The organism is Burkholderia sp. BCC1993, from assembly GCF_905339865.1.
GTDB lineage: Bacteria > Pseudomonadota > Gammaproteobacteria > Burkholderiales > Burkholderiaceae > Burkholderia.
This window is the reverse complement of record NZ_CAJPGZ010000001.1, coordinates 119,398-142,674: the sequence shown is the minus strand read 5'-3', so window position 1 is coordinate 142,674 and position 23,277 is coordinate 119,398. Positions and strand designations below refer to the sequence as shown.

Sequence of the window (23,277 nt, the reverse complement as noted above, 5' to 3'; positions counted from 1 at the left end):
GATGGGTACGACGTCGTGCGCGTCGCCGCGATTGCGTTGCGCGAACGGGCGCGCCGTTGCGCGTTTTGAAGCGACGCGACGTGCGCCGCCGCGTAGTCTCGGCAACACTCACTCACCGGGAGACGACGATGAAGGTATGTGTACTGGGCGGCGGCCACGGCTGCCATGCGGCCGCGATCGACCTGTTCGAGAAGGGTCATGACGTGACGTGGTGGCGGCGCGACCGCGAACCGCATGCGCGGCTGCGCGAGCTCGGCGCGTTGCACGTGACCGACTATCGCGGCAAGCGTGCCGTGCCGCTCGGCGACGCGCCCGGCGCGATCCGCCTGAGCGACGATCTCGCGGCCGCGCTGCACGGCGCGCGGCTCGTCGTGGTGCCGCTGCCGGCCGTCTCGCACGATGCGCTCGCCGCGCAGGTCGCGCCCCTGCTCGAGGACGATCAGGTCGTGTTCCTGCCGCCCGGCACGTTCGGCAGCGTCGTGTTCGCGCGTGCGGCGGCCGATGCCGGCAACCGCGCGCGCGTCGCTTTTGCCGAGACCGGCACGCTGCCGTACCTGGTACGCAAGCATGGCGACGACGCGGTCGTGATCAGCGCGTATGCGACGCGCCTGCCGACCGGCGTGTTTCCCGCGAACACGTCCGGCTGGGCGTTCGACGTGCTGCGCGCGGGCTACCCGTCGGTCGAGCCGGTCGAGGATGCGCTGTCCGGCGCGCTGATGAACGCGGGCCCGGTGATTCATCCGCCGCTGATCCTGATGAACGCCGGGCCGCTCGAACACTTCGACGCGTGGGACATCCACAACGAAGGCACGCAACCGTCGATCCGCCGCGTGACGAATGCGCTCGACGCCGAACGCATCGCCGTGCGCGAGGCACTCGGCTACCGCGCGCCGCATTTCCCGCTGGCGGACCACTACGCGACCGACGGCGACGAATGGATGTACGGGCGCGGCGCGCACGGCAAGCTGACCGACAGCGGCGACTGGCGCGAGAAGATCGATTTGCGCACGCATCGCTACATGCTCGAGGACACCCGGCTCGGGCTGTCCTTCATCGTGTCGTGCGGGCGCCGGGCCGACGTGCCGACGCCCGTTGCGCAGGGACTGTTGAGCGTCGCGTCGGCGGTGACCGGCCGCGACCTGTATGCGCAAGGGCGCACGCTGGAGGCGCTCGGCCTCGCCGCGCTGTCGCGCGACGCGAAGCGCGCGCTGCTCGATGCGGGGTACGCCGCATGACGCCCGCCGCCGACGTGACGCGCGTGCACGTGCTCGGCGCGGGACGCATGGGGCAGGGGATCGCGCTCGTCTTTGCGTTCGCGGGCCTCGACGTGACGCTGATCGACTTCAAGCCGCGCGACGCGCAAGGCTGGCGCGTATTCGAGGATCGCACGCGCGGCGAGATCGCGCGGCCGCTGCATGCGCAGGTGGCACTCGGCAGGATCGATGCCGACCAGGCGGCGGCCGTCGTCGCCCGCATCGCGCTGGTCGCGCGTGACGGTGCGGCGCCCGCGCTGCGCGACGCCGGCATCGTGTTCGAAGCGCTGCCCGAGGTGCTCGACGCGAAGGCCGACGCGCTGCGCTGGCTCGGCGCACATGTCGATGCGCGCGCAACGATCGCGTCGACGACGTCGACGTTCGTCGTCACCGAGTTGCAGCGCCATGTCGCGCACCCGGAACGGATGCTGAATGCGCACTGGCTGAACCCGGCGCTGCTGATGCCGCTCGTCGAGATCAGCCGCAGCGACGCGACCGATCAGCGGGTCGTCGACGCACTGGCCGCGCTGCTCGAACGCGTCGGCAAGAAGCCGGTGATCTGCGGGCCGGCGCCCGGCTACATCGTGCCGCGCATCCAGGCGCTCGCGATGAACGAGGCGGCACGCATGGTGGAAGAGGGCGTCGCGAGCGCCGAAGACATCGACATGGCGATCCGCACCGGCTTCGGCCCGCGCTTCGCGGTGCTCGGGCTGCTCGAGTTCATCGACTGGGGCGGCTGCGACATCCTGTACTACGCGTCGACGTATCTCGCCGGCGAGATCGGCCCGCGCTTCGCGCCGGCCGACAGCGTCGTGCGCAACATGGCGGCCGGGCGCGACGGCGTGCGTAGCGGCGCCGGGTTCCATGACTATGCGCAGGTCGACGTGCCGGCCTACATGCGGCAGCGGCTCGGCGAATTCGCGCGGCTGCTCGACCACCTGGGACTGGCGCCCGAGTTCGACGGCGCGCGGCGCAGCACGGACGCATAGCACGGTCGTCGCGGCCGGGTGCGATCGTCGTGTCGCGCACGCGTGCATGCGGTACCGCAAACTGCTGTGTTGTTCGCCTGCCGGCAGGGTCGCGTGCGCGGCGGGCGCGCTCATGCCGTGTCGCCGCGCGTGTCGGCGGATCGCGCGCCGCGCGTCTCGCGCATCACGCACAGCGTCGCGACGGTCACGAGGCCGAGCGCCACGAGGAACAGCGACACGGGCCACGACGCGTGATAGCGCGCGAGCAGCGCGGTCGCGATCAGCGGCGACATGCCGCCCGCGAAGATCGACGCGACTTCGTGACCGAGCGCGACGCCCGAATAGCGCACCTCGGTGCTGAACAGCTCGCCGACCAGCGCGGGCAGCGTGCCGATCATCGCGCCGTGGCTCACCGCGGTGCCGACCGTCAGCGCGAGCCACACGAGCGGCGTCGCGCGCGTGTCGAGCAGCCAGAAGAACGGAAACGCGCTCGCGACGAGGCTCAGCGCGCCGATCAGGTACACGGGCTTGCGGCCGATCCGGTCGGACAGCCGGCCCCACGCGAGCATCGCGCCCATTTCGACGATCATCGCGATCATCACGCCGGTCAGCATCACGCCGTTCGGGATGCCGACGTATTTGCCGTAGACGAGCGAGAACGCGAGGAAGATGTACGCACCGCCGTTTTCGGCGACGCGCAGCCCCATCGCGAGCAGGATTTCCTTCGGATGGCGGCGGATGCACTCGACGATCGGCAAATGCGTGTGCGCGCCGCGCTTGCCGGCCTGCTCGTAGTCGCGGCTTTCCGGCAGGTGACGGCGGATATAGATGCCGATCGCGAAGATCGCGATGCTCGCGAGGAACGGCAGCCGCCAGCCCCAGGTGCGGAACGCGTCGTCGGGCAGCGCCTGGGCGGCGAGAAACGCGGCCGACGACAGCACGAAGCCGCCGCCGACGCCGAGCTGGCTCCACGCCGCGTAGTAGCCGCGCTGCTCGGGCGGCGCGTTCTCGCTGATCATCAGCACGCCGCCGCCCCATTCGCCGCCGGACGCGATGCCCTGCAGCAGCCGCAGCACGACGAGCGCCGCCGGCGCCCACAGGCCGACCTGCGCGTAGGTCGGCAGCAAGCCGATCGCGAACGTCGACGCACCCATGATCAGCAGCGTCCACACGAGCGACGCCTTGCGGCCGTAGCGGTCGCCGACATGCCCGAACACGATCCCGCCGAGCGGCCGCGCGACGAAGCCGAGCGCGAACGCGGCGAACGCCGCGAGGCTGCCCGCGAGCGGCGACGCGCCGGGCGGAAAGAACACGTGGCCGAACACGAGCGCGGCGGCCGTGCCGTAGACGAAGAAGTCGTACCACTCCATCGCGTTGCCGGCGACGGAGGCGATGACGATCCGGCGAAGCTGCCGGTCGGCGAGCGGCCGGGCGGCGCTCGGGGATTGCACGGTGTCGGTCGGGTACATGGCGGGCTCTGAAGGGGGCGGGCGCGTGCCGTCTCTGCAACGCATGCGGCACTGCGGGCTAGTGTTGTCGGCACCGCCGCCCCGGTCAAATCCGCAGAAAAAGGGGAGTGTCATCACTCCCGCAAATGATGGTCGCGGCGCGCACGGCCGTGCCCGCGCGCGCCGGTGCCCGTTACCGCTCGATCTGCCGGTTCCAGCGCGTGTCCCATTGCGCGCGGCGCGCGTTGATCGCCGTCCAGTCGACCACCGTCACCTTGCGCACCAGATCGTCGACGTTGCCGAGGCTTTGCTGCATCGCGGCGGGCATCTTCGCGAGGCGATTGGTCGGGATCTGCTTGCCGGCCTCGGCCGCCTTCGTCTGCGCGGGTGCCGACAGCAGGAACTGCGCGAGCTTCTGGGCCAGTTGCGGATCCGGGTTGTTCGCGACCACGCACAGGTCGACGAGCAGCAGCACCGGGCCTTCCTTCGGGTTCGCATACGCGACCGGAATGCCCTTGTCCTGCAGGTCGCCGACGCCGGTCGGCGTCAGCGGGAACAGGCCGGCCTCGCCCGTCTGCACCATCTCGGAGATCTTCGCCGAGTTCGGGATGTACTCGACGACGTTCGGCCCGACCGTGCTCGCCCACTTGCTGAAGCCGGGCTCGACGTTCTGTTCGCTGCCGCCGAGCAGCCGGTTGATCGCGAGAAATCCGTGCAGCCCGAACGTGCTGCTCGACGCGGACTGGAACACGACCTTGCCCTTGTATTTCGGGTCGGCGAAATCCATCCACGACGTCGGCGGCGCCCAGCCTTTCTCGGCGAACAGCTTCTTGTTGTACGCAATGCCGGTCATCCCGAGCTGCACGCCCGCGCCGACGTCGTCCTTCATCCGCGCGAACGGATACAGCTCCTTCAGCACCGGCGCATCGTCGAGCTTCTGGCATACGCCGAGGCTGACCGCGCGTGCCATCACGCCGTCGTCGAGGAACGCGACGTGGATCTGCGGCTTGTTGCGGTTCGCGAGCAGCTTCGCGAGCACGTCGGACGACGTGCCGGGCACGACGACGATCTTCACGTTGTTCGCCTTCTCGAAGTCGGGCAGCACCTGGCTCGTATAGGCCTTCTCCATCGGTCCGCCGTTCATGCCGACGTAGATCGTCTTGGTTTGCGCGAACGCCGGCGCGCCGGCGCCTGCGAGGCAGAGGGCGGCAGCCGCCGCGATCGTTCCGAGCAGTTTCATCGTTGGGTCTCCTCTTGACGGAAAGGGGCGGTCGGCGCGGTTTGGGGGAAGAAGCGGCCGATCGAGAATGCATCGAGTGGCGTGGCGGTTTCGCCGGTCGTGACGAGCTCGGCGAGTACCTCGCCGACGCCCGGCGCGAGCAGGAAGCCTCCGCCGGAAAAGCCGAACGCATGCAGCAGGTTCGGCGTCGTGCGGCTCGCGCCGATGATCGGGTTGTGGTCGGGCGTGCAGCCTTCGACGCCGCTCCACGTGCGGATCAGCAGCGCGTCGCGCAATGCGGGCAGCAGCGCGCACGCGTCGCGCATCACGGCGCGCGTCGTGTCGACCGACGGCTGGCCGAACTCGCCGTCGCCACGGCCGCGCCCGCCGCCGATCACGCAGTTGCCGCGCGCGACCTGCCGCGCATATACGCCGCCGCCGTACACGCCGAGGTTGTGCGTGATGAACGGCGGCAATGGTTCGGTTACCCACATGTTCGGGTAGATCGGCTCCATCGGCACCGCTTCGCCGAAGCGTTCGGCGATCGTGTTCGCCCATGCGCCGGCCGAATTGATCAGCCACGTCGCCGTGCACGCGCGGCCGCCCGCAGCGACATGAAAACGCGTGCCGTCGTGCCGGACGTCGTCGACCGGCGTGTGCTCGAACACGTCGGCGCCCGCCGCGCGGGCCGCGCGCGCGAACGCGGGCGACACGACGCGCGGGTTCGCGTGCCCGTCGGTCGCGCACAGCGAGCCGCCGACCGCCGCGCGGCCGAGCCACGGGTAGCGGCGGCGGAACGCGTCGCCGCACATCACCTGCAACGGCAAGCCGTGCTCGCCGGCAAGCGTCGCGTAGGCATCGAGCGCATCGAGATCGGCGTCGCTGCGCGCGAGCCGCAAATGACCCGACACGACGAATTCGCCGTCGATGCCGATCAGCTCGGGCAGGCGATCCCAGATGCGCCGCGCGCGCAGCGCGAGCGGCAGTTGTTCGGCGGGGCGGCCCTGGCAGCGCACGCCGCCGTAGTTCACGCCGCTTGCCTGCGCGCCGCAGTCGCGGCGCTCGAACAGCGCGACGCGCAAGCCGTGCCGCGTGAGCGCCAGCGCAGCCGAAGCGCCGACGAGCCCGCCGCCGACGATCGCGACGTCGTAGTGACGGCGTTCACTCATCGCGTGCCTCGTCGGGAATCGCCGTGACATCGTCGCCCGCGAGTGCGGCGGAGATCGGGAACGGCTTCACCGGCGGTTGCGCGCGCAACCGGCCGACGTCCGCGAGCGCGCGGCCGGTTTCCTCGGCGAGCACGAGTGCGATCGCGTCGCCGCACATGCGACCCTGGCAGCGGCCCATCCCGGCGCGTGTCAGCGCCTTCAGCCGGTTCAGCTCGGTCGCTTCGCCACCGCGGATGCAGCGTCGCAGCGTACCCGCGTCGATTTCCTCGCAGCGGCACACGATCGTGTCGTCCGGGCAGCGCGCGGCGAGTGCGGCGGGCGGCGCGAACGCCGCTTCGAGGCCGGCACGGAACGCGCCGAGCCGGGCGAGCGTGCGATCGAGCGTCGCCACATCGGGCTTGCCGGCCAGCGACGGCGACGACGACGGCATCGCGATACCCGCATCCTCGAGCAGCGCGAGCGCCGCGCGTCGCCCGGACGCCTCGGCCGCGTCGGCGCCTGCGATGCCGGCACCGTCGCCCGCCACGTAGATGCCGCGCACCGACGTGCGGCCGGCCGCATCGCGTTCGGGCAGCCATGCGCGGTCGAGCGGATCGAAACGGAAGCGGCAGCCGGCGAGATCCGCGAGCTGGGTTTCGGAACGCAGCCCGAAGCCGAGGCCGAGCGCATCGCAGTCGAGCATCCGCGGCGGCGCGTCGCCGCCGGCCATGCGCCATGCGAGGCCCGTTACGTGCCGCTTGCCGAGCACGCGCTCGAGCGTGACGCCGGTTTCGATCGCGACGCCGTGCGCGCGCAGCCAGCCGATGTAGTACAGCCCCTTCGCGAATGTGGACGGCATGCGCAGCAGGGCGGGCGTCGCGGCAGCCTGCCGGCGCAGCGGGCTCGTGTCGAGCACGGCCGCGACCTGCGCGCCGGCCTTCGCGTACTGATAGGCGACGAGATACAGCAGCGGCCCCGTGCCCGCGAACACGATGCGGCTGCCGATCGCGCAGCCCTGCGCCTTCAGCGCGACCTGCGCGCCGCCGAGCGTATAGACGCCCGCGAGCGTCCACCCCGGTACCGGCAGCATGCGATCGGTCGCACCGCTCGCGATGATCAGATGCGAGAACGGCACGGTTGTTTCGCGGCCGTCCTGCAGCGTGTCGACGCGGCCCGCGCCGCACGCCCAGGCGAGCGTGTCCGGCCGATAGTCGATGTGCGGCAGCAACGCGGCCATGGTGCGGTGCACGGCATCGGCCTTCGCGGCCTCGAAGCCGTACAGCACGCGCTTGCCGCGCGCGAACGCGCCGTCGGCCGGCGGCTGGCGATAGATCTGCCCGCCCCAGCGCGCGTTCTCGTCGATCACGACGGGGCGCAGCCCCGCGTCGACCAGCGCCTCGGCCGCGCGCACGCCGGCCGGCCCCGCGCCGACGATCACCGGTCGCAGTGCGTCGCTCATGATGCGTCTCCGGCCGTGGCGGGCTGCGCGCCGGTGAGAATCCGCATGCCATCGGCGATCGGCGTCGAGCATGCGCGCACGCGGGCGCCGGCCTCGGTGCGGACCCAGCAGTCCTGGCACGCGCCGATCAGGCAGAAGCCCGCGCGCGGCTTGCCGCTGAATTCACTCACGCGCACGCGGCGCTGCCCGACGAGGATCGCGGTGAGCACGGTGTCGCCGGCGAGCGCGTGCGCGGGCCGGCCGTCGAGCGTGAACGCGACGGCGGCGCGCTCGCGTTCGGCGACGCGCACGAATTGCGCGCCGTCGTCCGCGCTGTCGGTGGAACGGGAAACGAAAGTCGTCATCAGTGTTGGCCGATCAGGATGCGGTTCAGGCCGTACACGCGATCGAGCAGCAGCATCGCGCCGGCGGTGATGAAGATGACCAGCGCCGATACCGACGCCATCATCGGATCGATCGATTCGGTCGCATACATGTACATGCGCACCGGCAGCGTGACCGTCTGCGGCGACGTGACGAAGATCGACATCGTCAGCTCGTCGAAGCTGTTGATGAACGCGAGCAGCCAGCCGCCGGTGATGCCAGGCAGGATCATCGGCAGCGTGATGCGGCGGAACGTCGTCCACGGATCGGCGCCGAGCGAGCATGCGGCCTGTTCGACGCTGCGGTCGAGGCCGGCGACGGACGCCAGCACGAGCCGCATCACGAACGGCGTGATGACGATCATGTGCGCGAGCACCAGCCATGCGAACGAGCCGGTCGCGCCGATCAGCGCGAAGAAGCGCAGCAGCGCGATGCCGAGCACGAGGCCGGGAATCACGAGCGGCGACAGCAGCAGGCCGTTCAGGAACGCGCGGCCGGGAAAGGTCGCGCGGCCGATCGCGAGCCCGGCGGGCAATGCGATCGCGAGCGACAGCGTCGCCGACGCGAACGCGAGCTTCACGCTGTTGACGAACGCGGTGACGAAGTCCGGATAGTCGAGGATCGCGCGGAACCAGCGCAGCGACAGGCCATGCGTCGGCAGCGTCAGCGTTTCGTCGGGCGTGAACGCGACCAGCACGACGATCGCGAGCGGCGCGAGCACGAACAGGATCACGAGCGTATGGAACGCGAGCGCAATGGGACCGTTCTTTCTCATCGGGAAGCGCCTCCGAGGCTGCGCGCATAGCGGCGTTCGAGCACGCGGTAGTAGGTGAGCATCACGACGAGGTTCGCGACCAGCAGCAGCACCGCGATCGTCGCGCCGAGCGGCCAGTTCAGCGAGCCGAGGAATTCGTCGTAGACGGCGGTTGCCGCGACCTTCAGGCGGCGTCCGCCGAGCAGGCCGGGAATCGCGAACGCGCTCGCCGACAGCCCGAACACCATCAGGCTGCCCGACAGCACGTCCGCCATCAGCTGCGGCACGACGATGCGGCGCAGCGTCGTGAACGGCGACGCGCCGAGCGACAGCGCCGCGTGCTCGGTCTGCGGATCGAGCCGCTGCAGCGCCGTCCAGACGGGAATCACCATGAACGGCAGCATCACGTGGACGAGCGCGATCACGATCGCGAACGTCGTGTATTCGAGCTTGTACGGCCCGAGGCCGACGAGCCCGAGCGCCTGGTTTACGAGCCCGCTCGTGTTGAGCAGCATGCTCCAGCCGAACGCGCGCACGACGACCGACACGAGCAGCGGAGCAAGGATGACGAGCAGGAACAGCGAGCGCCACGGATCGCGCATTTTCGACAGCACGTACGCTTCGGGCGTGCCGATCGCGACGCAGATCGCGGTGGTCAGCGCGGCGATGCCGAACGTGCGCGCGAAAATCGTATGGAAGTACGACGAGCCGAGCACCTCCGCGTAGTTGCCGAGCTGGAAGGCGGCGATCGGGCCGGTGGCCGGGTCGTAACGGGAGAACGTGAGCGCGAAGGTCATCGCGAGCGGCACGAGCACGAGCGCGGCGAACAGCGCGAACGCGGGCGCGCACATCAGCCACAGCGGCGCATGGGCGCGCCACGTCGCGCGCCACGTGCGGCTGCCGGCGGCGCGGGGCGACACGGCGTCCGCGGTAGCCATGGCCGACTGCGCGAGCCCGGCCGGCGCGCCGTCGGTCGAAAGCGGACGGGTAGGCTGTCCCATTCAGGCCTCCCGGCGCATCACGCGCACCGCGTCGCTGTGCCAGTCGACGCCGACCGGCGCGCCTTCCGCGAGCGGCTCCGCGCCTTCGTTCTGGCAGCACACGAGCACTTCGCCGAGCGCGCTGTCGACGCGGTACAGCCACTGGCTGCCGAGGAAGAAGCGGCTCGTGACGGTCGCGGCGAAGCGGCCCGCGCCGGGTGCGCACAGTCGCAGCTTCTCGGGACGGATGCACACCGACACGGCGTCGCCGATGCGCACGTCGCGCTCCCGCGCCGGCAGGTGCGCGGTGCGGCCGGTCTCCGCGAGATCGTGGCCGAGATCGATGCGGATCGCGTCGCCGTCGTGCGCGACGATCGTGCCGGGCAGCAGGTTCGCCTTGCCGATGAACTGCGACACGAAATGGTTCTCCGGGCGTTCGTACGCGCGGTACGGCGTGTCCGTCTGCGTGATGCGGCCGGCTTCCATCACGACCACGCGATCGCTGATCGACAGCGCTTCCGATTGATCGTGCGTGACCATGATCGTCGTCGTGCCGATCTTGCGCTGGATTGCGCGCAGCTCGAACTGCATCTCCTCGCGCAGCTTCGCGTCGAGGTTCGACATCGGCTCGTCGAGCAGCAGCACCGGCGGCTCGATCACGACCGCGCGCGCGATCGCGACGCGCTGCCGCTGCCCGCCGGACAATTCACGCGGAAAACGGTGCGCGAGCGCATCGAGGCGCACGAGCGCGAGCGCCGCGCGGATGCGCTCGGCGCGCTCCGCCTTGTCGACGCCGCGCATGTCGAGCCCGAAGCCGACGTTCTCCGCGACGCTCATGTGCGGAAACAGCGCATAGCTCTGGAACACGATGCCGAGCCCGCGGCGGTTCGGCTTCATGTGCGTGATGTCCTGCCCGTCGAGCGCGATGCGGCCGCGGGTGACGTCGACGAAGCCGGCGATCATCTGCAGCGTCGTGGTCTTGCCGCAGCCCGACGGCCCGAGCAGCGACACGAATTCGCCTTGTTCGACCGACAGGTTGACGTCGGCGACGGCGGTGAGCTCGCCGAACGATTTCGTCAGATCCGTAAGCGTGAGAAACGACATGGAGCACTCCGGGTTCGCACACCGCATGGCCGGTGCGTCATTGACGCGGACTCTAGCCAGCCATATTTCGGAGCGTCAATTTGGAATTCTGCTCAACGAGATGAATTTCGGAAAAATTCCAGTGAACGGAATGCTTTGCTGCGTCGCCGGAAAATCGTTCCGTTGAGTGAAGGGCGGCCAGGTGGTGAAACACGCGCGTCAATCCCGTGCACACCCGGATGCCCCGCGCATTTTGGCGGCACGACAATGGCGGTTGATGTATTCCGTTCAATGAAATCATCGAGGAGAATTCGCATGCAGGAACCGCATTCGCGCGGAACGTCGCGTGCCGTACGCATGCCGGCCGCGGACGAGGACGCCGCCGTCGATGCGGCCGGCGCGCCGGGCACCGGCATGCTGCAGCGTGCGTTCGCGATCCTGCGCGCGCTGGCCGGCATGCAGCAGGACGGCGTGCGCGTCACGCACCTCGCGAAGGCCGTCGGCCTCACGCAGGGCACCGCGCACCGGATTCTGCAATCGCTGATCGCCGAAGGGATGGTCGAGCAGGACGAACAGTCGAAGCTGTACCGGCTGAGCGTCGACTTCTTTGCGCTCGCCGCGCTGGCCGGCAACCCGAGCAGCATGCGCACGCTGTGCCGGCCTGCGCTGCTGCGGCTGTGCGCGAGCCTCGGCGAGACGATCTTCCTGCTCGTGAAGAGCGGCTTCGACGCGGTGTGTCTCGATCTGTGCGAAGGCCCGTTCCCGATCCGCTCGTTCACCGGCGACATCGGCGGGCGCATCGCGCTTGGGGTCGGGCAGGGCAGCCTCGCGATCCTCGCGTTCCTGCCGGAAGCCGAGCGCGAGGAGGTGATCCGCTTCAACGTGCCGCGCATTCGCGGTTACGGCGTGCTGGACGAGGTCTACCTGCGCACCGAGATCGAGCGCGTGCGCGAGCTCGGCTACGCGGGCCGCAACAGCGGCGTGCTCGACGGGATGGCCGGCGTCGCGGTGCCGATCCTCGATCGCACCGGTTATCCGGTCGGCGCGCTGAGCGTCGGCACGCTGGCGTCGCGGCTCGGCGACGACCGGATGCCGATGGTCGTCGAGCTGCTGCGGCGCCAGGCCGACGCGATCGGCCCGCGCACGAATCCGTTCGACGCCGCGCTGCGGCGGCCGATGCACGGTCTATCCGGGAAAACCGCATAGGCGCCTCGTGCGTTACCGTTTCGTCAGCTTGCTTACGCGAGCCATTCATGTCTGAGCAGAATGCGCCGCGTCCGGCGGGCTTCCACGCTTTCTATCGGCTTTCAGACACGCGCATTCGCCGCCCGTTTCCCCTTCGTTCGTCTCCATTCGATTTTCAACTGCCGGCCAGTTGAACATTTCATTTCTTGATGCGATTGCGGCTGGATACCATCCAGTCACTGTCTATACAAGCCGACCGGCGCGTATGGCCAGCATCAACAAAACACAACACAACATCGACAAGACGGTTTGGAGAGGAGATGACGGAGATGGTGCGAACGATGGGCAGGAAGACGGGCGTCGCGTGCATGAGCGCGGCCATGGCGATGCTGTTCGCCGGCGCCGCGCACGCGCAGTCGACAGTGACGCTGTACGGGATCGTCGACGCCGGCGTGACCTACACGAACAACGCGAAGGGCCATGCGCTGTGGCAGTTCACGGGCGGCAACGAATCGGGCCCGCGCTGGGGCTTGATCGGCAGCGAGGATCTCGGCGGCGGCCTGAAGGCGAACTTCCGGCTCGAGAACGGCTTCAACGTCGCGAACGGCGCGCTCGGGCAGGGCGGCCGGATGTTCGGCCGCTCCGCATGGGTCGGCCTGAGCGGCGCGAACTGGGGTGCGGTGACGCTCGGCCGCCAGTACAACTCGACGCAGGACATTCTCGGCTCGCTGCAGATGAGCAGCTTCCTCGCGCAGTACTCGACGCATCCGTTCGACAACGACGACATCAACAACACGTTCCGCACCAACAACGCGGTCAAGTACGTGTCGCCGACGATCGCGGGCCTGCAGGCGAACCTGATGTATGGGTTCTCGAACTCGACGGGCTTCTCGAACGACAACACGTGGAGCGCCGGCGTCACCTATACGCACGGGCCGCTCAATGCAGGCGCCGCCTATGCGCGCGTGAACCATCCGGCGGCCAGCGCGACGGGCGCCGTCGCGACGGACAACTACTACCCGGGCTCGGCGTCGGTGTTCGGCGCCGGCCTGTCGAACGCGGTGCGCCAGCAGATCTGGGGCGCGGGCGGCAATTACACGATCGGCGCGGCGACGCTCGGGCTGCTGTACACGGGCTCGAACTTCAGCCAGGCGACGGGCGGCGCGCTGCGCTTCAACAACTACGAAGGCAGCGTGCGCTACCTGATCACGCCCGCGCTGATGGCCGCGGCCGGCTACACCTATACGAAGGTCGCGCGCGGCGCCGACGACGGTCACTACCAGCAGGTGTCGGCCGGCCTGCAGTACCTGCTGTCGAAGCGCACCGACGTGTACGTGAACGGCTTCTACCAGAAGGCGTCGTCGGGTGTCGGCCACGCGTGGATCGACGGGACCGACGGGCCGTCGTCGACGACGTCGCAGGTGGCGGTGGTGGTCGGCATCCGCCAGAAGTTCTGATGTCCTGACGCGTTCGCGCGTCTTCCGGAGGAGACATAGATGAAATTCAGACTGTTGCTCGCGGCGTTGCCGTTCGTCGGGATGTACACCGGCGGCTCGATCGCCGAGGTGCGGCCGCTGCTGTTCGGCCTGCCGTTCCTGCTCGTGTGGAACCTGATCTGGATGGCGGCGACCGCCGCGATCCTCGCGATCCTGTTCCATCTCGACGAGCGCGACGCGGCCCGCGACGGCCGCACGGGGGACGCGCGATGAACGCCTCGATCATCATCATCGCGGCGTTCGCCGTGTTCGCACTCGCGATCGGCGTGATGGCGCGGCGCGGCCGCAAGCTCACGCTCGAGCAGTGGGCGGTCGGCGGGCGCGGCTTCGGCTCGCTGCTCACGTTCCTGCTGATGGCCGGCGAGGCGTTCTCGACGTTCTCGTTCCTCGGCGCGAGCGGCTGGACCTACAGCAAGGGCGTGCCCGCGTTCTACATCCTGTCGTACGGCTGCCTCGCGTTCGTGATCGGCTACTGGATGCTGCCCGCGGTGTGGCGCTACGCGAAGGCGCGCGGGCTCGTGTCGTTCGCCGACTACTTCGCGTCGAAGTACGACAGCCGCGCGATCGGCGTGCTGGTGTCGGTGGTGGCCGTGTTCGCGATGGTGTCGCTGCTGATGATCCAGCTGCGCGGCCTCGGCGTGATCGTGTCCGAGATGTCGTACGGGCTGATTCCGCAAGCGGCCGCGATCTGGATCGCCGCGACGCTGATGGCCGTGTACATGGTCGTGTCGGGCATCCACGGTTCGGCGAGCATCGCGATCTTCAAGGATGTGCTGATCCTCGCGATCGCGATCTTCCTCGGCCTGTACCTGCCGATCCACTACTACGGCGGCCTCGGCGAGATGTTCGCGAAGATCGACGCCGCGCATCCCGAACTGCTGCGCATGCCCGAGCACGGCTTCAACCTGAGCTGGTACAACTCGACGATCCTGCTCACGTCGCTCGGCTATTACCTGTATCCGCACGGCTTCACCGCGATCTACGTCGCGAAGGACGAACGCGCGCTGCGCCGCAACGTGATCCTGATGCCGCTGTACCAGGTGCTGATCGCGTTCCTGTTCCTCGTCGGCTTCGCGGCCGTGATGACGGTGCACGGGCTCGAAGGCGCGCAGACCGACCTCGCGCTGCTGCGTCTCGTGAAGCAGACGTTCCCCGCGTGGTTCGTCGGCATCGTCGGCGGCACGGGCCTGCTGACCGCGCTGGTACCGGGCTCGCTGATCATGCTGAACGCCTCGACGACGATCGCGCGCAACATCTACCGCGAAGGCTTCGCGCCGAATGCGACCGACCGCGAGGTGACGCGCGTCGCGCGGATCGCGCTGCCGATCTTCACGCTGGTGGTCGTCTACTTCGTGCTGCGCGGCGGCGCGACCTTCGTCACGCTCGCGATCTTCTCGTCGAGCCTGCTCACGCAGCTCGTGCCGATGCTCGCGTCGAGCTTCCTGAAGCGGCCGTTCGGCACGCGGGAAGGCGCGTTCGCGGGGATCGTCGCCGGTGCGATCGTGATCGCGCTGACGAACTACTACGGCGTGACGCTCGTCTCGCTGTTCCCCGGCGCGTCGAACACGCTGACGTCGATCAACCCCGGGCTCGTCGCGCTCGCCGTGAACGCGGTGGTGTTCATCGCGATCAGCGCGGCGCAGCGCAAGCTGAAGGCGCGCGTGGCCGCGCCGGCCCGCTCCGCGTGACGACCCGATCGGCGTGCCGCCGCCGAACCGCCGGACGACTGCCCGGCGGTTTTTCCGTGCGGCGGCGCCCGGCCCCTTCGAACTACAACAGGACACCGAAACGATGACGACCGAGGACAAGGCCGACGACCGGCGCGAAGCGATCGACACCCTGATCGCGAATGGCTGCGTGATCACGATGGACCCGCAGCGGCGCGTGATCGAGAACGGCGCGGTTGCCGTGAGGGGCGATCGCATCGTCGCCGTCGGCGACACCGCCGAATTGCAGGCGCGCTTCCGTGCCGCACGCACGATCGACGCACGCCGCAAGGCCGTGCTGCCGGGCCTGATCGATGCGCATGCGCACGCGGGCCACGCGATGCTGCGCACGATCGGCGGCGCGGACGGCGATGCGTGGTCGGCCGCGGCCGAGACGATCTACACGCGCGCCTCGGACGAGGCGTTCTGGGAAACCGAATCGCACCTCGCCGCGCTCGAACGGTTGAAGGCCGGCGTGACGACGGGCGTGTCGCTGCTCGGCGGCGGCAACTCGATCATGCGCGTCGACGATCCCGTCTACGCGCGGCGTCATTGCGATGCCGTGGTGCGAACCGGCACGCGCTCGATCGTCGCCGTCGGCCCGTCGCGCCCGCCCACGCCGCGCGCGTACACACGCCACACGCCGGATGGCAACGACACGCGCGACATCGATTTCGACACGATGTACGACGTGTGCGAACGCATCGTCGACGAATGCCACGGCGACGCCGACGGTCGAATCCGGATTGCGATCACGCTGCCGGTGTACGGGCCCGAGCATGACCCGGAACTCGCGCAGTACGAGCGGGATTTCCGCGACCAGGCGGCACGCTACGGCGCGCTTGCGCGCGAGCGCGGCCTGACGTTCACGCAGGACGGGCACCGCGCCGGCACGCTCGCGTTCGCGCATCGCGAGCTCGGACTGCTCGGCCCGACGTCTTTCATGTCGCACAGCATCGACCTGACCGACGCCGACATCGCCGCGTGCGTGGAAACCGGCACCGCGATCGTCCACAACCCGAGCGCGATCATGTCGATCATCGGCCGCTGCCCGGTGCCCGAGCTGATCGACGCGGGCGTGACGGTCGCGATCGCGTCGGACGGCGCGGCGCCCGATCGCGGCTACGACATGTTCCGCCACATGTGGCAGTGCATGCACTACCATCGTCGCCACTTCCGCGATCCGGACGTGCTGCCGCACGGCAAGGTGCTGGAGATGGTGACGATCGACGCGGCGAAGGCGCTGTCGCTCGATCACGAGATCGGTTCGCTCGAAGCCGGCAAGCTCGCCGACATCATTCTTGTCGACCTGTTCCGCCCGCACATGATGCCGATGAACATGCCGGTGTATCGAGTGACGTGTTTCGCAAACGCGGCCGACGTGTGCATGACGATGGTCGGCGGCCGTGTGCTGATGGAGGATCGTCGCGTGCTGTCGGTCGACGAGAACGCGATTCTCGAGCGCGTGATGGCGGTCGCGGCGACGATGATCGAGCGCAGCGGGTTGCGTCGCCTGCTCGACGAACCGAAGACGCTGTGGGGGCGCAGCCGCTACTGAACGACGCCGCGCGGGCCGGCATTTGCGCGGTGCGATGTCGGCGAGGCCGGTCCTTTCGGGGCCGGCTTTTTTTCTGGTTTCGCCGCCGACGGACATGCTAGGATTTCTCTCAAACAACTTCGGAGACAGCTATGCCGTTCATCTGCGAAAACGTTGAATGTCGTGCCGTGCTGGCGCGCGGGCAGGTCAAGTCTCGCCAGGATGATGCGGGATGGTGCTTCTACTGCCCGGACTGCAAGACCAGGAACGAGTTGATGGCGATCGGCACGGCCGGTGGCTCCGTCGAACTGGTTCAGCCGGAGCGAGCGAGCCCGCCGCACAAGGTCGTCGCGACGGCCCGGCCACTGGACGACGGCAAATACGCGGCGCAGTTGCGCGTTCAGCGGGCGCTGGCGGTGAGGGGAACCTACGCGGCCGAAGAGCACTGGGAGCAGCTCGGTGTATTCCCCGATGCGCAGGAGGCCGTCGAGCATGCGAAGTCATTCGCAACCGACCTGCTGGAGCGGGCGGTCTAGTCACACACGGCACACCGTACACCGGCGATCCACCTGTTTCCCGTCACGACACCGGGCTGCGGCCCGGGTGTCGTGACGTGCCGGCCAGCCCGCCACGGGCCGGGCCGTTACATCACGCCGCCGCCGCTTCTCGCAGACGGAATTGCGCGACGGCATCGCTGAGCCGCGCGCCCTGATCCTCGAGCGACAGCGCCGCGGCGGCCGCTTCCTCGACCAGCGCGGCATTGCGCTGCATCGTCTGCTCCATCTGGATGACCGCGGCATTCACCTGCTCGATGCCGGCGGACTGCTCGTCGAAGGCGATGCTCGTTTCGCCCATGATCGCGTTCACGCGCTCGACCGCGACGACGAGCTCGGTCATCGCCGAACCGGCGAGTGCGACGAGACCGCTGCCGTCTTCGACGCGCTGCGCGGAATTGCCGATGAGTTCGCGAATCTCCTTCGCCGCCGATGCGCAGCGCTGCGCGAGCCCCCGCACCTCGGTCGCGACGACGGCGAAACCGCGCCCCTGTTCGCCCGCGCGTGCCGCTTCGACGGCGGCGTTCAACGCGAGGATGTTGGTCTGGAATGCGATGCTTTCGATCACGCCGACGATGCCGGAAATCCGCGCGGAGCTGTGCGAGATCGCCGACATCGTCTCGACGACGCGCAGCATCGCGTCTCCGCCTTTTGTCGCGATGCCGGCCGCACCCTCGGCGTAAGTGCGCGCATCGCGTGCGTTGTCCGCGTTCTGGCGCACGGTTGCCGTCAGTTGCTCCACGCTCGCCGCGGCTTGCTGCAGCGAGACGGACTGCTGCTCGGTGCGCGCGGACAGGTCGACGTTGCCGCTCGCGATCGTGCGCACGTCGCCGACGATCGTCTCGGTGCTCGTGCGCACCTGGCTCACGGTTTCGACGAGGCCGTCCTGCATGCGCTTCAACGCATTCAACAGATACGCCATTTCGTTTTCGCCCGGAATGACGACCGTGCCGGTCAGGTCGCCTTTCGAGATCCTGTCGAAATGCGCGACGGCGAGATGGATCGGCGCGATGATCGCCTTCGCGAGCACGCGCTGCGCCAGGAAGCCGACGACCAGCGCGAAGGCGGCGACCGCCGCCATGGCCCACACGATCCGGTGGAAGCGTTCGCCTGCCGCGTCGTAGCGCGCCTTCTGGCGCGCGACCTGGAACGATTCGAGCGCATCGATCGCTTCCTGGTAAGCGGTGAAGAGGGCCGGCGGCGCGGTGCGGTGCGTGTCGAGGAAGTCGAAGGCGTTGTCGTGGTCGAGTTGCGACATCGCTTTCAGGAAAACCTGATCGAGCAACATGCGACGGCGCTGCTGCAGCGTATCGAACAATGCCTGCTCGTCGGCGTCGCGCGCATGCAGCCGCGAGTACGCGTCCAGTTCGTCGTCGCTCTGCTTCAGGAGCGTGTGGAGCTGCGCGATTTCCGCCTTCGCGGGCTGGCCGGCGCTGATGATCTGCGCGACGTCGCTGACGCGTTCGCGCAGCACGAGCATGCGCTCCGAGCTGGTTTTCAGGTGCAGCAGCGACGCGGTGTCGTCGCGGTACATCGCTTCGAGCGAGCCGTTGCCGGCGTAGAGCGCGGCGATGCACGCGCCGACGACCAGTACGAGCAGCGCCGTATAGCCGGCGACGGTCGCGACGAGGCCGCCGCGGATGGTGAGTTTTCGCATGACGTTCCCTTGCCGGCGGCCCGACGGGCGGCCGACGGTGGATGTGGATTCCGGATCACGAACGACGACGGGCGCCGCGTTGCAAGGCGGGGCGCCGGGACTGCGAACGGGTTAACGGCGGGCCGGGGGCGGAGGTTTTATCTGCACGCGACGCGAATCTGAATGATTGCGACAGCGGAGGACGGAGGGCGGATGCGCGCGCGTGAAGCAAGCCGTGCCGATCGTCGAGGCCACGTCGCATGCGCCGCTCGGGATTCACCCGAATCGTCCGTGGCCCCGGCCATCTGCCAGTCGCGACCGGATCTCGGCGATCGACCGATCGCGCTGATGCGTGGCGATCAGCCGGGTGTTGCCCCACGGATCCCCGACCATCGCTCGCCTGTCGCCGTATGGTGTGTCGGCCGCCGCCTCCGCGTGGCCGTCAGCCTCCGGTCCTGAACCCCAGTGCCGCGGCCTTCTCGCGCAACTCGGCGAAGCGGTCGACCGCCGGATTGGCCGCCGGATTGGCCGCCATTTGCGACGGATCCACGCCGGTAACCGAACCGGGCGACGAGGGCGCGGCCGCCCCGGGACACGTTCCGCCGAACGGACCTTGCGGGACCGTGAACGCCGGCGCGTCCGTGCGCGGCGCGTCGTTGAAATCGAGCGCGTATGCGAGATTGAAGGTCGCCGGATCGCTGCCGCGCACGCCGAGCGGCTTCAACCCGAAACGCCATTGCAGCAGCGCGTGAATCGAGCTCGGGTCGAACGGGTAGCGCGTCACCGAGCCTGCCCGAACGCGCGGGCCGAGCATGGCGAGCGGCACGCGAAAGCCGAGCTTGCCGTCGTTGCCGAGCGCGAGCTCGTTGTTGCTGATCGGCCGGATCGGCGGCACCGCATGCTCGAGAAAACCGCCCCACTCGTCATATACGACGATCATCAGCGTGCGGTTCCAGGTGGGACTCGTGCGCAGCGCGTCATACACCTGGTTGAGAAACGCCTGCCCGTCGCGGATGTCCGCATGCGGATGGTCGTCCGCGGACGCACCTTGCAGCTCGCCCGCGAAAACCGGGTCGACCATGCAGAATGGCGGCAGCGTTCCCGCCGCCGCATTCGACAGGAACTCCGCGAACGCATGCGAGATGCCGAGATAGCGCGTGCCATACAGCGCGGTGAACGGCACGTCGTGGTAGTAGTAACTGCAACCGATGCTGGCGTCGCTCAGGTTGTCCCAGATCGTGCGCAGCGACGAATTGTCGGGGGTGTCGGTGAGGCGGTCGGTGGCGCCGCTGTGCAGGTAGAGGCGATTCGGAAACGTATTGGTCAGCACGCCGGTGAAGTAGAAGTCGCCGATGGTGTAGCTGCTTGCCGCCGCGCTGAAGAACGGCAGGTCGGCCGACGTGTAATAGCCGATCGGCAGCAGGTCGCCCTGGGTCAGGCTCGTTCCAGGCGTCAGGAGCCAGCCGTTCATCTCGCCCGAAGCCAGTTGCGTGCGCGCGCCCTGGTAGGTGTGGTTCGGGTCGTGGTACGCGCATGCCTGATAGCCGTAGGCGGGATTGGCCGACAGCGGAAACGGTGCATTGGTCCCGCCGAACGCGTCCCTGAACTGCCGATTGGCGGGCATCCCCTCGGCACCCGGCACCCAGCTCATGAAATGGTCGAACGATCGATTTTCCATCGTGACCAGCACGATGTGATCGATGCCGGAACTCGCCGGGTCGGGCAACGCCGGCCGCGGCAGGCTGTAACGATTGCCGCCGTTCGGCGACGGCGTGTCGCCGATCGATGGGGCGGGCGCATTGCCGTCCACGGCCGATATGCTGTCCCCTCCGCCGCCGCAACCCGGCAGTGCGACACTGCCGGCCACCGCGGCAACGCCGGCGAGAAAGCGGCGGCGATTGTAGCGGCGATATGCATTCGTCTCGTCCATGACAACGTCTCCTTCGTTATTGGATGCGGCGCTGGCCAGCCGATCACGCATCGCAGCAGCCGCGAAGCGACGCGCGCTCGCCGTTCGAACAGGCGAGCGGGCGCAAGGCGCAAGCTTCGTGCCTGTCGCGGAACGGGCGGCACGCCGCGGGGGGCCGGACAGCGAGGCCGTCGTCAGACGATGGATGGGTCGATGCCATTGCACCGAGCGTGGGTCAAAAAGGGATCGACGAACCGGTTCCGGAAAAGAAGAAAGGGGCGTCGCACTCGCATGCGACGCCCCTTTCAGCCGCCGGCCGCAACCGGCCGTGTCCGTCAGTTGTAGATATCGAACGAGAAATACTTCTTCGCGATCCGTTGATACGTGCCGTCCTGAATCAGGCTTGCGAGCGCCTGGTTGATCTGCATGCGCAGCGCGTCGTCGTCCTTGCGCACGCCGATCGCGGAGCCGACGCCGAGCGTCTTCGGATCATGCAGCGACGGCCCCGCGAACGCGAAGTTCGCGCCCTTCGCGGTCTTCAGGAAGCCGAGATCGGCCTGCACCGACGACTGCAGCGACGCGTCGAGACGACCGGAAATCAAATCCTGATAGACGAGGTCCTGCGTCTGGTACGTGCGCACGATCACGCCCTTCGGTTCCCAGTACGTGCGCGCATAGGTCTCCTGCGTCGACCCCTGTTCGACGCCGACGCTCTTGCCGGCCAGCGACTCGGCCGTCGGCTGCAGGTTCGCGCCGCGTCGCGCGACGAGGCGCGGCGGCACGTTGTTGATCTTGTCGGTGAATGCGATCTGCGCGAGGCGCTTCTCGGTCACGCTCATCGACGACAGCACGCCGTCGAACTTGCGCGCCTTCAGCGCCGGGATCATCCCGTCGAAGGCGTTTTCGACCCACACGCAGCGCACCTTCATGCGTTCGCAGATCGCGTTGCCGAGATCGATGTCGAAGCCGACGAGCGTGCCGTCGGGTGCGAGCGATTCGAACGGCGCGTAGCTGGGATCGACGCCGAGGCGCAGGACGGCCGGGTCTTTCGCGGCGGCGGCGCCGGCCGTCAGCGCGAGCGCGACGGCGATGACGAGCTTTTTCATGACTGTCTCCAATACCGATTGATGTTGTTCGAGGTGAAGCGATACGCGGCCGATGGGCGTGACGGCCCGCGCCCGGCCATGCGCGGGCGGCTGGACGAGCGCCGGAAGATGCCGGCGGCCGTCCGGATCAGGGAATCCGGTGGTGCGGTGTCAGCGCGCGGCGCCGGTGAGGCGCGCCATGCTGCGCCGGTAGCCGGCGGGCGAGAACGTGGCGTTCAGCGCGGCCATCGACGCGATCACGCCGAGATGCATCCACCACGCGATCGCGAAGCCGCCGCCGGCGTCGCGCAGCCAGCCGATCAACCACGGGCTCGCGGCGACGGTCAGGAAGCCGACGCCTTGCACGAACGCGGCGAGCGCACCCGCGAGCCGCGCATCGGGCAGGTGATCGAGCGTGACGATCAGGCTCATCGAGAAGAAGCCGCCGAGCCCGATGCCGACGCTCGCGACCCACACCCACGGCGCGAGCGCGGGCATCGTCGCGAAGCCGGCGAAGCCGGCCGCCTGCAGCGCGAGCGTGAGCCACAGCACCGGGCGGCGATCGTGCGAACGTTTCGCGAGCATCGGCATCGCGAGCGCGCCGGCCGCCTGGAACAGCGCCATCCACGCGAGCAGGTTGCCGCTCGCCTGCGGGTTCATGCCGACGCTGCGATAAAACGCGGGCAGCCACGCGACGAGGCTCGCATAGCCGCTGTTGCTGAGGCCGAAGAACAGCGCGAGTTGCCATGCGCGCGGAATGCGTACGAACGCGGTGACGGGCGCGGATACCGCCGCGGCATGCAGCGCGTCGCGCGGCGCCTTCGCGCGCCACAGCGCGAGCGTGACGAGCGCGGGCACGGCCCACACGGCGAGCGACAGGTGCCAGCCGCCGTGCGCGGCGAGCCACGGACTCGCGACCGCGCCGAACGCACCGCCGCCGACCAGCGCGGCCGAATAGAGGCCCATCGCGAGCGGCAGCCGGTCGACGAACCAGCGCTTGGCGAGGCCCGGCGCGAGCGACTGCACCACGGCGACGCCCGCCCCCGCGACGATTGCCGTGACGGCCAGTCCAGTGCTGCCGTCGCTCCACAAGCGCGCGGTACAACCCGCGGCGATCAACGCCAGCGCGGCGAGCAGCGCGCGCTGCTCGCCGACGCGCCGCGCGAGCCCGACGCCGAGGCCGGCGACGACACCCATCAGCACGAAGGGCAGCGTGGTCAGCAGCGCCGCCGCGCGGAAACCGAGGCCCGTGTCGGCACGCACGAGGTCGAGCACGGGGCCGAACGCGGTCAGGAACGGACGCAGGTTGAGTCCGGCCAGCACGAGCAGCGCGAGCGCGCCATAGGACACGGAAGTCGCGTGCGGGCGGGAAACGGCTTGCGCGGTGCCGGGGTCGGTCATCGGAATGCTCCAGAGGGGGCCGGTGGCCCTGTGATGCGATGCCGAAAGGGTAAAGGCGCGCTTGCCCAGGTGAAAATTAAATATTCGACTGGC

20 protein-coding genes are annotated in these 23,277 nt (G+C 69.0%); 8 read left to right on the top strand and 12 right to left on the bottom strand.

Features of this window, described 5'->3' with window-relative positions:
- Positions 1–128: 128 nt before the first annotated feature.
- The gene (locus U4Y91_RS00645; protein ID WP_321802539.1) at positions 129–1,235 is read left to right on the top strand and encodes an NAD/NADP-dependent octopine/nopaline dehydrogenase family protein; all 1,107 of its coding nucleotides are present in this window, start codon (positions 129–131) and stop codon (positions 1,233–1,235) included.
- Positions 1,232–2,242, top strand: coding sequence for a 3-hydroxybutyryl-CoA dehydrogenase (locus U4Y91_RS00640; RefSeq protein WP_321802537.1), 1,011 nt, complete (start codon positions 1,232–1,234; stop codon positions 2,240–2,242). Before U4Y91_RS00645 ends, U4Y91_RS00640 begins: the two co-directional genes overlap by 4 nt.
- Before the next feature lie 110 nt (positions 2,243–2,352).
- Here the strand turns inward: U4Y91_RS00640 and U4Y91_RS00635 are convergent, their stop codons facing one another.
- The 8 genes from U4Y91_RS00635 to U4Y91_RS00600 form a co-directional block, all read right to left on the bottom strand.
- Complete coding sequence (locus U4Y91_RS00635; RefSeq protein WP_321802535.1) at positions 2,353–3,690, bottom strand: MFS transporter; 1,338 nt, start codon at positions 3,688–3,690, stop codon at positions 2,353–2,355.
- A 172-nt stretch (positions 3,691–3,862) separates the two neighbouring features.
- Complete coding sequence (locus tag U4Y91_RS00630) at positions 3,863–4,909, bottom strand: ABC transporter substrate-binding protein (RefSeq protein ID WP_321802533.1); 1,047 nt, start codon at positions 4,907–4,909, stop codon at positions 3,863–3,865.
- The gene (locus U4Y91_RS00625) at positions 4,906–6,057 is read right to left on the bottom strand and encodes an FAD-dependent oxidoreductase (RefSeq protein WP_321802531.1); all 1,152 of its coding nucleotides are present in this window, start codon (positions 6,055–6,057) and stop codon (positions 4,906–4,908) included. Before U4Y91_RS00625 ends, U4Y91_RS00630 begins: the two co-directional genes overlap by 4 nt.
- On the bottom strand, positions 6,050–7,495 hold the full coding sequence (locus U4Y91_RS00620; protein ID WP_321802529.1) for an NAD(P)/FAD-dependent oxidoreductase: 1,446 nt from the start codon (positions 7,493–7,495) through the stop codon (positions 6,050–6,052). Before U4Y91_RS00620 ends, U4Y91_RS00625 begins: the two co-directional genes overlap by 8 nt.
- Positions 7,492–7,839 carry a (2Fe-2S)-binding protein gene (locus U4Y91_RS00615; RefSeq protein WP_321802527.1) on the bottom strand — a complete coding sequence of 116 codons (348 nt, stop codon included), beginning with the start codon at positions 7,837–7,839 and terminating at the stop codon, positions 7,492–7,494. Before U4Y91_RS00615 ends, U4Y91_RS00620 begins: the two co-directional genes overlap by 4 nt.
- Entirely contained in the window at positions 7,839–8,633 is a 795-nt protein-coding gene (locus U4Y91_RS00610; protein ID WP_321802526.1) for an ABC transporter permease, read from the bottom strand. The genes U4Y91_RS00615 and U4Y91_RS00610 overlap by 1 nt, the downstream gene beginning before the upstream one ends.
- Positions 8,630–9,613, bottom strand: a complete 984-nt coding sequence (locus U4Y91_RS00605) for an ABC transporter permease (protein WP_321802524.1) — start codon at positions 9,611–9,613, stop codon at positions 8,630–8,632. The genes U4Y91_RS00610 and U4Y91_RS00605 overlap by 4 nt, the downstream gene beginning before the upstream one ends.
- Positions 9,614–10,696 carry an ABC transporter ATP-binding protein gene (locus U4Y91_RS00600; protein ID WP_059532006.1) on the bottom strand — a complete coding sequence of 361 codons (1,083 nt, stop codon included), beginning with the start codon at positions 10,694–10,696 and terminating at the stop codon, positions 9,614–9,616.
- Between the two features lie 294 nt (positions 10,697–10,990).
- On the opposite strand from U4Y91_RS00600, the gene U4Y91_RS00595 reads away from it, so the two are divergent.
- From U4Y91_RS00595 to U4Y91_RS00570, 6 genes are all read left to right on the top strand, one after another.
- A complete protein-coding gene (locus U4Y91_RS00595) occupies positions 10,991–11,881 on the top strand; it encodes an IclR family transcriptional regulator (protein WP_257770894.1) in 891 nt (296 codons plus the stop codon).
- Between the two features lie 347 nt (positions 11,882–12,228).
- Entirely contained in the window at positions 12,229–13,317 is a 1,089-nt protein-coding gene (locus U4Y91_RS00590) for a porin (RefSeq protein ID WP_415750440.1), read from the top strand.
- A 39-nt stretch (positions 13,318–13,356) separates the two neighbouring features.
- Positions 13,357–13,569, top strand: a complete 213-nt coding sequence (locus tag U4Y91_RS00585) for a DUF3311 domain-containing protein (RefSeq protein ID WP_124528938.1) — start codon at positions 13,357–13,359, stop codon at positions 13,567–13,569.
- The gene (locus U4Y91_RS00580; protein ID WP_321802520.1) at positions 13,566–15,044 is read left to right on the top strand and encodes a sodium:solute symporter; all 1,479 of its coding nucleotides are present in this window, start codon (positions 13,566–13,568) and stop codon (positions 15,042–15,044) included. The genes U4Y91_RS00585 and U4Y91_RS00580 overlap by 4 nt, the downstream gene beginning before the upstream one ends.
- A gap of 103 nt (positions 15,045–15,147) precedes the next feature.
- Positions 15,148–16,620, top strand: coding sequence for an amidohydrolase family protein (locus U4Y91_RS00575; RefSeq protein ID WP_321802519.1), 1,473 nt, complete (start codon positions 15,148–15,150; stop codon positions 16,618–16,620).
- 131 nt (positions 16,621–16,751) lie between these two features.
- A complete protein-coding gene (locus tag U4Y91_RS00570; RefSeq protein ID WP_321802517.1) occupies positions 16,752–17,135 on the top strand; it encodes a hypothetical protein in 384 nt (127 codons plus the stop codon).
- 112 nt (positions 17,136–17,247) lie between these two features.
- Here the strand turns inward: U4Y91_RS00570 and U4Y91_RS00565 are convergent, their stop codons facing one another.
- From U4Y91_RS00565 to U4Y91_RS00550, 4 genes are all read right to left on the bottom strand, one after another.
- Positions 17,248–18,810 (bottom strand): methyl-accepting chemotaxis protein, encoded by a 1,563-nt coding sequence (locus U4Y91_RS00565; protein ID WP_321802515.1) that lies wholly within the window; start codon positions 18,808–18,810, stop codon positions 17,248–17,250.
- A 421-nt stretch (positions 18,811–19,231) separates the two neighbouring features.
- Positions 19,232–20,719 carry an alkaline phosphatase family protein gene (locus tag U4Y91_RS00560; protein ID WP_321802514.1) on the bottom strand — a complete coding sequence of 496 codons (1,488 nt, stop codon included), beginning with the start codon at positions 20,717–20,719 and terminating at the stop codon, positions 19,232–19,234.
- A 314-nt stretch (positions 20,720–21,033) separates the two neighbouring features.
- Positions 21,034–21,804 (bottom strand): ABC transporter substrate-binding protein, encoded by a 771-nt coding sequence (locus U4Y91_RS00555; RefSeq protein WP_321802513.1) that lies wholly within the window; start codon positions 21,802–21,804, stop codon positions 21,034–21,036.
- Positions 21,805–21,954: 150 nt separating this feature from the next.
- On the bottom strand, positions 21,955–23,184 hold the full coding sequence (locus U4Y91_RS00550) for a cyanate transporter (RefSeq protein WP_321802511.1): 1,230 nt from the start codon (positions 23,182–23,184) through the stop codon (positions 21,955–21,957).
- Between the last annotated feature and the right edge of the window lie 93 nt (positions 23,185–23,277).